Below are 10,642 nucleotides of genomic sequence, written 5' to 3' on the forward strand. Positions count from 1 at the left end.
TAGAAAATGCTGAAGCAATTTTGCACGCTAGATGTCAATGGGCGGCGGGAAGTTGGCTAACTTTTTGTGATTCCATTTTGATTGCTAGACTTTATCCTGCTTGACCCAACTTTTTCGTGTTGCACCCCTCAACAACTGGCTACCAATGGATTGGGGAAGAATGAAACCAGATTCTCCCAGACTGGAATGGGACAAAGAAACCCAACAGCATACCGAAAAGCCCATTAAATACGAGTCACCGCCGAAAACCCCAAACCGCGTTACCTATCTGCGAGTTCCCCTCCACATCTGGAAGTTGGTAGCCCTGCGGTATGATGTACCGATGCCAGAACTGATTACAATCACCCAATCAGGTGAGGCATTAGGTTTTTGGGCTTGGGTAATGGCACACCCCCAAATCCCTGTAATTCTTACGGAGGGCGAGAAGAAAACAGGTTGTTTACTATCATTGGGTTTTGTAGCGATCGCACTTCCGGGTATTTGGAATGGCCGCGTAGGAAAGGAAGACTTAGAGCGCCTACACCCTGATTTAGTCCCTATGGCTCAAAAGGGTCGTAAGTTCATCATCTTATTCGACTACGAAACCAAACCCAAAACCAAACTGCACGTATTCCAAGCCACCCGCCGTACTGCTGCGGCTATCATACAGCAAGGATGTCTGTGTGAAGTCGCACTCTTACCAGGCCCAGAGAAGGGGATTGATGACTGGGTTGTGGCACTGGGCAATAAGGCTGATAAAGCCGTCAGCGCCATGATTGCTGATGCCCTGACACTCAGCGAGTACCAGCAAAGGTTTTTTATCAACAAAGCCAGAGGACTTCGCAAGTACAAACCCAACGTCACAGTTAACACCCGTTATCTCTCACAAGCAATCGGTTCTTTACCTCAATCTGGGTTAGTTGGTTTAGCTTCCGACATGGGTACTGGTAAAACTGAAATCATGTCCCGCCTTAGAAAAGATAATCCCGAATTGAGCTTTTTGAACAATGGCCATCGCGTTAATCTGTTGAAGAATTTGAGCGATCGCCTACAAACTGCAATGTACTCTGCTGTTTCTTGCGAGGACTGGGGGAAAGTAAAAGCCCTCAGCATCACTGTAGATTCATTGTATAAGATGGCGAATGATTTGCAGGCTTACGATATTCTATTTATTGATGAAGCCTGTCAGTATCTTGCTCATCTGCTCAAGTCCAAAACTTGCAAGGAACACCGGGGAGCTATCCTAGAAGTATTAGAATACCTCGTCTATAATGCCAAGCTGGTAGTACTAGCAGACGCGCACCTTGATGATTTGACCATCGACTTTTTCATGTCTATGCGTCCAGAGAGCGAAAAGCCTTACATCATCAAAAACGAGTATCGTTCTGGTGGTCGCAAGGTTCATTGGTACGAAGGTAAAAACAGCAGTGCGCTCGTTGCCGAGTTTCACGCTCAACTAATGTCAGGTAAAAAGTTGATGATGGTTAGCGACAGCAAGCGCTTTATCAAAAAGTTGGAACGTGCTTTGAATGATGGGACATCGGTAAACACCCCTGATACGGAAGAAACACCAGAATCAGCCGAAGATCGACAGCTAAGGGTGTGGGCTGTCCATTCGGAAAACAGTGGCAGTGAGGAGAATGTGATTTTCATCAGGGAAATCAACACTGCCATTAAAGATATTGATGCGCTGCTCATCACTCCCAGTTTAGGTACAGGTGTTGATATTTCCACCTATCATTTCGATGCGGTATTTGGTGTATTTCACGCTGTATCACAATCAGCTACAGAATGCTCTCAACAATTATGGCGCTATCGTCCTAATGTCCCGATGCATGTTTGGGTGGCCCCTCGTCCTCCTTTTGGTTATGCCGAAACCAATGCGCGGTGCATTAAAGAAAGGATTCTCCAGAATAACGAGATGACGGCGTTTTTGATTCGTATTAACCGCGAGACGGGTCAACGTGGTGCTGAAAAGGATTGGGCGTTAGATACCAGCTGTCAGATTGAGGCACAACGCAATTGGTCAATCAATAATTTACGGGCAGACTTGCGATCGCTCCTGGAAGAAATGGGGAATACTATTGTGCCAATGGGTGATGGGGCGGATGTTGGGGCTTCCCGATGGATGAAGGCAGCTCTTATTGCCATCGATGAGGAGCATTATCGTAAGGTAGCCGATGCCAAAGATATTGACAGAAGGACTTACGCTAGCAGACAGCATCAAGACTATCTCAAGCCGGAGGAGGTTTTGGAGTGTGAGAAGTTCCGCATTCAGGATACTTACGGGATCAGCGTAACACCGGAGCTTGTGGAAAAAGACGACGGCGGGAAGTTGATCAAAAAGATTGTGGCATTAGAGGCAATCTTGGCCAAGCCGGGAGAGGCGATCACTGATGACCAGGGACGGGAATTTATTATGCCGCCTGCTGTTGTTGTTGATAGAGATAAATCAGAACGCGATCGCCTTGCCATTTGTACAGACTGGAGTAATCATTCTACTGCGTGGTTAATGCGTCATCGGCTTGGATTGAGGACAGTATTGACTGATTTGATGGATGGGATTGAGGTGACGGGAACTGAGGCGATGATTGAGGCTCTAGCGGATTTCTCCAAACGCAATGCACCTCACGTTAAGGGGATTCTCAATCTCACGATACCGCTTGATGAGTCCCCTTTATGGATTTTGGGGCAGTATCTCACGCAATTAGGGCTGTCTACAGAATCGCGGCGACCGTTAGAGGATGGGAAACGGGTTCGGTATTACAGCCTTAATACTGATAACGTTGCGTTTGCTCGAAATGTGCTGGAGTACCGGCAGCAGCAGCGGGAGGAGAAGGAACGGAGGCGGCAGGAGGAGCAAGAACAGAATGCAGTTTATGCGGCTAGAATGCAAACCCAGTATGGAGTTGATGCGGTTAGATATTCGTCTAATCTTTCGTCCACACCCCCCAATAATGGAGATGGAGAACATAATCGGGGGGGTGTGGCCCAAGATGAAAGCCTCAGTAATGAATGGTGGAAGCGAGTTAAATATTATACCAAGTTAGTTGCCCAGAAGATTGATCAGGGAGTTGGCATGATACAAGAACTACTCAGTACCCTAACGAGTGATGAGCGTTGGGGGGTAATGGTGGAGTTTGAGGAAGTTTGCCCCGATGGGTTTGCTCAATTGGTGGCATCTGCGCCTCAGTGGGTGGCGTGGATGGGTTGATTTTTTAGGCTTTTTGTTGGTATGTAATTTGTTTTTATAGACGTAAATTTTTGTAAATTAAGCATACATCAGTTCCCGCTATTGTGAGGTACGTTCTTAGCCCTGAAAGGTTACAGAAGTTAGTGTGGATGGGAGAAACTGTACTTCATAACAATAGGAAGCGCTGTACAGTAATTTTGAACTAGAAAAGTACTTGGTAAGCAGATCGTTTCATGCCAATGGCTTCTATTAATCATTTATTAGCTCAAGAGGGCACCATGAAATTGAATCCTTTTCTGGATTTCAACGGACAAAGCCAAATAGCGTTTAAGTTTTGCAAACAGCTATTTTTGTGATTGCAAAATTACAGGATTCTGGCAATTAGAAGTATAACCTGGCAAAACTTTTACTTCTGGCTGAGTCAAGCGTAGCGTTAAAGAAAGTCGGACTTTACCGCTATTATTACGTACTGAACGATGTAATAGTGTATTAGTAAATAGTACAAATTCACCAGGACGTAATACTACAGGAATAGCTTTTTTTGCAACTTCATCAGTGATTTCAAAAAATTGATTACCGCTAAAAGGATCGGTTCCTTTTATCTGGCAATTTTTTAAATAAATATTAGGTATATACTCAAATCCATTATATTCATTAACTTCTGTCAAAGCTATATAAGCATTGATAGTTTTACCATCTCCTTGTAGGAGTTTAGAATAAGAGTCTTGATGCCAAAAAGGAATTAGCTGCTGGGCAGGGTAATTGACCCACAGTTCTGACCGCCATAATACTAAATTATCCCCTAAATGAGCATTAAGCTTTTCTAATAAATTTTTGTCTTGACATAATTGCAAAATTACGGGTGAATCTAAATGTCTTTCCATGTAAAAACATTTGCTAAAAATTTGAAGGAATATAATAAACAAAGATCCAATATCAAATTTAATAAATGACTTAACTAGCTGCTTTAATAATATTTTTATTGGCAGTTTTATAAGAACCTTATCAAAAATATATTGGGTAATTTCGGCTATTTCATTGTTACTTAAATTCAGGGAATTTGGCCCCCAAATTTCATCAGTATCACCATAATTAATTTTCTTTATATTCTGCTGTTGGTTACAACCAGCCCATAATAAGCTACGTTCCCATAATTGCTGTGATAATTCTTGATTTTGTGCTATTTCAGGCAATAGAATCTCTTGAGCGTAACTATCTAAAAATTTTCCACTAACGTTTTGATAATCGGGGGAAGTAGCACAAACAAGAGTACTATATGCTCCGGCTTCCGGGGAAATGCCTAAATTTAAATATTTACTGAGGCGATGCCATATAGTAATATTTGATTGCACAAAGCCTGGATGTATTGCATTAACAGTGACTTGAGAATTATTTAATCGCTGAGAAAGTTCTCTTGTTAAAAGCAATAAGGAAAGTTTAGAAACGGCATATAATTTTAGAAAATTTAACGGTGTTCTTTTAACTAATAAATTCCAGTCAATACCATTTGGAGATAATGCCAAATCTGAGGCTAACATAATAATCCGGCTGGGGGCTGATTTTTGCAACTTTTCTAATAATAAATAAGCAAGCAAAAAATGACCTAAATAGTTAGTTCCCCAAATCAATTCAAAACCTTCTTTAGTTGTGCCTCTATTATTAAATATACCTGCATTGTTGACTAATACATGTAATGGCAAATTGTAGCTATTAAATAGTTTTACACAATTACGAACTGAATCTAAAGAAGCTAGATCAAGAGGTAAAAATGTCACATTTTGATTTTTGGTGGTTTGGCGGATGTAGTCTATAGCTTTTGCAGCTTTATTTGCCGAACGACATGCAATAAATACATGATTGCCTAATTTGGCTAAACCTATAGCCGTCATTAAACCTACACCAGAGTTACCACCTGTAACCAGACTCACTTGCATAATTTCTGCTCTTCCAGTATTTATTTCCAACCAATTGCCAGAAATATAGCCGTTATTAATATAACGTAACAAGTAAAACAGGCAGACATCCAAATTATGGAGCAAGAAGCGGCAGAAGCATAAAATACAGGATGTATCAGAGCCATCGTGCAGGATAATGACCCAATACATCAATACCCAAAAATTCCTCTCTAGCCCACGCTTTGAGGGATTCGCAATTTCTAGGTCATTGGTGAGTTCCAAGCACAAAAAAGATAACCACACGAGTAATTGACACAATATCCTTTGACGAAACAATTCGCAATTCGCAATTGAAAATATGAATTGTGAATTAATTGATTAATTGCCTAAAAGTGGGTACAGAGCTAACACCACACCATAGGTTGGTGGTCTTAAATCAGTGGCGGGTACAGAGCTAACACTGATTTAATTGCGAATTGGATTGACATTCCCCAAACACTCACACAAGTGGAAAGTGCTGCTGTCCAAGGCTGGAAGGGGCTGAAGCTGAGATTGCAGAAGGGGTTGGGCAGCACGGGTCGATTCTACCAAGAACTTGTCTCTAAAGTTGGCGAGGCTGTTGGGATTGCTGATGGAGAGCCTTACTGGAATGCCTGTGTGGGACAATGGCAGGTTTGGGTTAACTTTGAAGGCGGATGCAAGTCTGTGGTGTGCGATTGGTTGGTAGTAATTTAATCGTAAATAGTTTTGGAAGGAGATTCCGCAATTAATGAGTCGTCAATTCATATCTTCTGGTTCTATCTTCGAGCAAAAAATTGGTTATTCCAGAGCAGTTGTCACACCAGATCTGGATGATCGCCCCTATTCTCATGAGGCCCTTGTTGCCGTTTTATAATGAAAGGATGCAAAAGCTTACCATCACCCGACCTGACGATTGGCATCTGCATCTGCGCGACGGTGCAGCACTGAAAGCGGTTCTGCCCTACACGGTGCGTCAGTTTGCCCGCGCGATCATCATGCCGAACTTGAAGCCCCCTATCCGCTCAGTGGCAGATGCGGCAGCCTATCGCGATCGCATCCTCGCCGCCATTCCAGAGGGCCAACAGTTTGAGCCATTGATGACGCTCTACCTCACCGACAACACCAGCCCCGACAACATTCTCCGGGCGAAAGAATCCCAGTTTATCAAAGCGGTCAAGTACTACCCAGCCGGTGCAACGACCAACTCAGACTCCGGTGTGACGGATATTCGCAAGGGTGATCGCGTCTTTGAAGCAATGCAGCAGGTGGACATGCCGTTATTACTGCACGGGGAAGTGACCGATAACGATGTTGATACGTTTGATCGCGAGAAGGTGTTTATCGAGCGACATTTAATCCCCCTCAAGCAGCGATTTCCCAACCTGCGGGTGGTGCTTGAGCATATCACCACCTCCGATGCGGTGCAGTATGTCCTGTCTACCAACACCATCGCAGCAACAATTACGCCACAACATTTGTTGTTTAACCGTAATGCCCTGTTCAAAGGCGGCCTTCGCCCCCATTTTTATTGCCTGCCCATTTTGAAACGGGAGGAGCATCGTCAGGCTTTGTTGCAAGCGGCAACATCGGGGAATCCGAAGTTTTTTCTAGGTACCGATAGCGCTCCCCATACCCGCGCCAGCAAAGAAAGTTCCTGTGGCTGCGCGGGATGCTTTTCGGCTCTGCACGCCCTTGAGTTGTATGCCGAAGCATTTGAAAGCGTGAAAGCCCTAGATAAACTGGAGGCGTTCGCTAGCTTCTATGGCCCAGATTTTTATCAACTGCCGCGTAATACCGAGCGAATTACCTTGTCCAAAACGACTTGGCACGTTCCTGATGAAGTTCCATTTATGGAATCTGGGCTTGTACCTTTGGGGGCGGGGCAGGAAATGACATGGCAAATGGTATGACATTCGCATTGTGCATCAGCCGTTGTGGAATCTGGCATGGTACAAGAACTACTCAGTACGCTGACGAGTGATGAAAAGTGGGGTGTGATGGTGGAGTTTGAGGAGGTTTGCCCCGATGGGTTTGCTCAATTGATTGCAGCTGCTCCCGATTGGGTAGAGTGGATTGGGTGATTTACCCTCATGATTGATGATGCGGTCGGTGAACCGTTTAGAATGGCATGTTGCTGTAAGCTTTAGCCAGGGCTGTGCTGTGCAATTGGTTGACCGGATCACGCTTATAATTTTGTTGTTGTCTGAAATAGATTCAACTCGATGGCACTAATTTGTCGCTGTACAACAGAATTAGATAACTAGCCTACTTGCTTAATTTCGAGGGTGATGGTTAAGTTTGAGGAGGTTTGCCCTAATGAGTTTGCTCAACTTTGCAAATAAAATCTAGTATGAGTGATGTAAATTTCTCAGGATACCAGAGTCCCCATTCGTGAAATCCTTCTTCTACAATAACTAATTTAGAGTCGGGAATAATTGCCGCCATTTCTTGGGCGTTACTTAATGGCGTAGTTAGGTCTTTTTCTGACCATAATAGCAAACAAGGAGCCTGGATTTTTGGTAGTAGATGGCTGATATCTTCGTATAAAGAAATTAGCAATCCTTGAATGACATTTTTTGTATTGAATAACAAGTTATAGGAGAAAACCAAAGGAATATCAACTAATTTTAACCTGCGTCTTGGGAGAAACAGTTGAGCGGTCATTTCGATTGCCCTTCGCGGGATCATCTCCGGTATAGATGGCGTAGGAATTCCAGTACTATCTATCAGAATTACACTTCTGACTTTTTGTGGAACAAGTGTACATAAAGTAATAGCAATACCGCCACCGAATGAGTGTCCTACTACATGAAATTGTTGTAAATCTAAAACTTCCAAAAATGAAAGGAGAAATTTGCTATGGCTAGCGTAATCAAAAATTAGACCAGAGTAAGTCGATCTTGCAAAACTAGGCAAGTCAGGAGCAATTATAGTATGGTGCTGTGCTAGTAGTTCCAGCACTTCTTGATAAGGCTCAGTAGAGATTCCCCATCCGTGTAGCAATAGAATGGGGGTTGAACTCGAATCCAACTCACTTTGCTGATAAAAAATAGTGCAATCTTGTAAATCGACCTGATGATTAGTTAATTGAGATTTCAAAACCACAACCTCATTTACCATAACTCGGTAAATTATTTCTACTGTTATGTAACAGTAGCAAGCCCACAGGGTTGACGAAACTTTCTCAAGGCTTATATAACTAGGAAGTTGTAGAAATTTACATTAAAAGATTTAGATGCAGCAGTACTTTTGTGATTTGCATCTGTTGCCTAATTTTAAAGAATTGGTATGAGCCAGTATCTCATGCAATTGGGGCTGTCTACTGAATCACGGCGACCATTAGAGGATGGGAAACGGGTTAGGTATTACCGTTTGAATACTGATGATGTTGCATTTGCTCGAAAGCTACTGGAGTATCGCCAACAGCAAAGAGAATATAGGGAGCGTAAACGCCAGGAGTCACAAGATAAACACGTGGCTTATGCGGCTAGAATGCAGATGCAGTATGGAATTAACACGCCGTCCACACCCCCCCCAATTATTATCCCCAGTTTCATCAGTCAGGGGTGTGGACGGACAGGATAACCTCAGTAATTATTGGTGGGAGCGTGTCAAATCTTATGCGCGGATAGTGATTGAGAAGGTGGAATGTGGAGTGGAATCAGTTAAAGAGTTTCTCAGTACCTTCACAAGCGATGAGTGTTGGGGTGCGATGATTGAGTTTGAGGAGATTGAGCCAGAGAAATTCAACCAGATGATAGCCATTGCTCCTGATTGGGTGGAGTGGATGGGATAATTTGTCCTTGACTGGTCGAAAATGTAGGAAAATTTATCAACCACTTAAACAGGTTCTTCTGAAACTTTAACAGCTAGTTTTCCTATTTTGTTACCGTTAAATAGTTTAAGAATAGCCAATGGTGCATTTTCTAAACCTTCAACAATCTCTAATGCATATTTAATTTTTCCTTCGTTAACCCATTGCCCAATATCCTTGATTGCTTCGCCAAATCTTGAAGAATAATCCAGAATAATAAACCCTTGTACTCGCGCTCGCTGCATGAGAATTTGGCTATAGTTGTAAGGCCCAGGTACAGGCTCAGTGGCATTATAAGTTGAAATCAAACCACACAGAGGAATACGTGCGTCCAAATTAATTTTGGTTAGCACAGCATCCAAAATTGCACCGCCGACATTATCAAAATAGACATCAATGCCATTAGGACATGATTTAGCTAATGCTGTTTCCAAATCTGCTGTTTTATAGTTGATAGCGTCATCAAAGCCGAGTTCTTCTACAAGCCAACGGCATTTTTCATTACTGCCAGTTATCCCAACTACACGACAACCCTTAATTTTGGCAATTTGTCCCACAACAGAACCAACGGCTCCGGCTGCGGCTGATACAACTATAGTCTCACCAGATTTGGGTTGTCCGATATCTAAAAGTCCAAAATATGCTGTAAAACCTGTAGCACCTAAAGGCCCGACAAATGCAGAGAGAGGACAGGGTAAAGGTGATGGTAGTTTGCTAATACCTAAACCAGTGTTACCCAAAGCCAGAGCATAATCTTGCCAACCAAGTACCCCAGAAACTAAATCCTCTTTCTGAAAATCGGGATTTTTTGACTCTTCTACTACGCCAATTACAACACCGCGCATGACTTGCCCAATTTCAACTGGCGGCATATATTGTGGGCGATCGCTCATCCAAATGCGATTGGTAGGATCTAGGGAAAGATAGATAGTACGTACCAAAACTTCACCATCGCTAGGCTGAGGAATCGGTTCTTCTCGGTACTCAAAATTACTAGCTGTAATATCACCAACCGGACGTGATGCCAAGCGAAACTGTCGATTTTTGCCTGTGTTCATAGGTTTAATAAATTTATAACAGATATGTTTAATCAAATTTTAGTTTAATCGTGTTAGCTAATTTCTTTAGAAAGATTCATTTCCCACTCGTATTTCTTGCATAAACTGAATTTTTCGAGACATTTAGAGATTCCTGAATCAAAGAAGGCTTGAGTTTCAAGGACTCGGCAATCTCCGTCACAGTTGGACGACGACCTAGTGATTGAGACAGCTCTCGCTCTTGGTTCTTGATTTTATTGAGCCTTTCATTGAGATGGATGGGCAAACGAATAACGCGAGATTTTTCCGCAATCGCTCGTGTGATTGCTTGAGTGATCCACCAATAAGCGTAAGTCGATAGTTTATAACCACGATTGGGGTCAAACTTTTCAATACTCCGTTGTAGTCCTAGTGCGCCTTCTTGGATCAAGTCGGGAAACTCTAGATTACGGTTCTGGTATTTTTTAGCGATTGCAACCACCAGCCGTAAATTAGCTATCACCATCTTCTGTTTTGCCCGTTGTCCAAGATTTAGGATTTGGGTTACTTCGGCTTCGGTTTTACCCAGAGTTGCGGCCAGGGCGAACGCATCTTATTTACTAATAAAAACTAAAAAAGATTTGAAAATGACATAGATAATCCTACAAGTTGCTACAACTATAAATAAAACAAATCCCTAACCTTTCAACAATAGAGATTAGCT

The 10,642-nt window shown here is 42.8% G+C and carries 10 protein-coding genes and 1 pseudogene; 7 read left to right on the forward strand and 4 right to left on the reverse strand.

The genetic code is table 11. The features are described 5' to 3' along the window. Positions 1 to 160 precede the first annotated feature (160 nt). Positions 161 to 3,193: a plasmid replication protein, CyRepA1 family gene (locus tag FNW02_RS36085; RefSeq protein WP_431356849.1), complete on the forward strand. Its 3,033-nt coding sequence runs from the start codon at positions 161 to 163 to the stop codon at positions 3,191 to 3,193. 323 nt (positions 3,194 to 3,516) lie between these two features. On the opposite strand, the gene FNW02_RS36090 is transcribed toward FNW02_RS36085, so the two are convergent. Further along, positions 3,517 to 5,136: an SDR family NAD(P)-dependent oxidoreductase gene (locus tag FNW02_RS36090; protein ID WP_225226217.1), complete on the reverse strand. Its 1,620-nt coding sequence runs from the start codon at positions 5,134 to 5,136 to the stop codon at positions 3,517 to 3,519. 438 nt (positions 5,137 to 5,574) lie between these two features. Here FNW02_RS36090 and FNW02_RS36095 point away from each other — a divergent pair, with 438 nt between their 5' ends. The 4 genes from FNW02_RS36095 to FNW02_RS39785 are packed head-to-tail and all read left to right on the forward strand — an operon-like array spanning position 5,575 to position 7,169. Continuing rightward, a complete protein-coding gene (locus FNW02_RS36095) occupies positions 5,575 to 5,802 on the forward strand; it encodes a hypothetical protein (protein WP_191762292.1) in 228 nt (75 codons plus the stop codon). A 34-nt stretch (positions 5,803 to 5,836) separates the two neighbouring features. Then, complete coding sequence (locus FNW02_RS39780) at positions 5,837 to 5,962, forward strand: hypothetical protein (RefSeq protein WP_263627857.1); 126 nt, start codon at positions 5,837 to 5,839, stop codon at positions 5,960 to 5,962. Between the two features lie 7 nt (positions 5,963 to 5,969). Further along, positions 5,970 to 6,998 carry a dihydroorotase gene (gene pyrC, locus FNW02_RS36100; RefSeq protein ID WP_191762293.1) on the forward strand — a complete coding sequence of 343 codons (1,029 nt, stop codon included), beginning with the start codon at positions 5,970 to 5,972 and terminating at the stop codon, positions 6,996 to 6,998. Positions 6,999 to 7,034: 36 nt separating this feature from the next. Continuing rightward, positions 7,035 to 7,169 (forward strand): hypothetical protein, encoded by a 135-nt coding sequence (locus tag FNW02_RS39785; RefSeq protein WP_263627858.1) that lies wholly within the window; start codon positions 7,035 to 7,037, stop codon positions 7,167 to 7,169. A 232-nt stretch (positions 7,170 to 7,401) separates the two neighbouring features. Here FNW02_RS39785 and FNW02_RS36105 read toward each other — a convergent pair whose 3' ends face one another. Next, entirely contained in the window at positions 7,402 to 8,208 is an 807-nt protein-coding gene (locus FNW02_RS36105) for an alpha/beta fold hydrolase (protein ID WP_191762294.1), read from the reverse strand. Positions 8,209 to 8,376: 168 nt separating this feature from the next. On the opposite strand from FNW02_RS36105, the gene FNW02_RS36110 reads away from it, so the two are divergent. Further along, positions 8,377 to 8,673 (forward strand): hypothetical protein, encoded by a 297-nt coding sequence (locus tag FNW02_RS36110; RefSeq protein WP_191762295.1) that lies wholly within the window; start codon positions 8,377 to 8,379, stop codon positions 8,671 to 8,673. After that, complete coding sequence (locus tag FNW02_RS36115; RefSeq protein ID WP_191762296.1) at positions 8,657 to 8,884, forward strand: hypothetical protein; 228 nt, start codon at positions 8,657 to 8,659, stop codon at positions 8,882 to 8,884. Before FNW02_RS36110 ends, FNW02_RS36115 begins: the two co-directional genes overlap by 17 nt. A gap of 44 nt (positions 8,885 to 8,928) precedes the next feature. Here FNW02_RS36115 and FNW02_RS36120 read toward each other — a convergent pair whose 3' ends face one another. Next, entirely contained in the window at positions 8,929 to 9,960 is a 1,032-nt protein-coding gene (locus FNW02_RS36120; RefSeq protein ID WP_191762297.1) for an NADP-dependent oxidoreductase, read from the reverse strand. Positions 9,961 to 10,063: 103 nt separating this feature from the next. Next, positions 10,064 to 10,516 (reverse strand): annotated as a pseudogene (locus FNW02_RS36125) (sigma-70 family RNA polymerase sigma factor); the annotation flags it as partial. Positions 10,517 to 10,642: the final 126 nt, after the last annotated feature.

This window comes from Komarekiella delphini-convector SJRDD-AB1 (assembly GCF_014831675.1).
Lineage (GTDB): Bacteria > Cyanobacteriota > Cyanobacteriia > Cyanobacteriales > Nostocaceae > Komarekiella.

What these genes read in the sequence shown, in the direction of transcription:
- pyrC (WP_191762293.1), top strand. Translation starts at nt 5,970, where the DNA reads ATGCAAAAGCTTACCATCACCCGACCTGACGATTGGCATCTGCATCTG.
- FNW02_RS39780 (WP_263627857.1), top strand. Translation starts at nt 5,837, where the DNA reads ATGAGTCGTCAATTCATATCTTCTGGTTCTATCTTCGAGCAAAAAATT.
- FNW02_RS36110 (WP_191762295.1), top strand. Translation starts at nt 8,377, where the DNA reads ATGAGCCAGTATCTCATGCAATTGGGGCTGTCTACTGAATCACGGCGA.
- FNW02_RS36105 (WP_191762294.1), bottom strand. Translation starts at nt 8,208, where the DNA reads ATGGTAAATGAGGTTGTGGTTTTGAAATCTCAATTAACTAATCATCAG.
- FNW02_RS39785 (WP_263627858.1), top strand. Translation starts at nt 7,035, where the DNA reads ATGGTACAAGAACTACTCAGTACGCTGACGAGTGATGAAAAGTGGGGT.
- FNW02_RS36120 (WP_191762297.1), bottom strand. Translation starts at nt 9,960, where the DNA reads ATGAACACAGGCAAAAATCGACAGTTTCGCTTGGCATCACGTCCGGTT.
- FNW02_RS36085 (WP_431356849.1), top strand. Translation starts at nt 161, where the DNA reads ATGAAACCAGATTCTCCCAGACTGGAATGGGACAAAGAAACCCAACAG.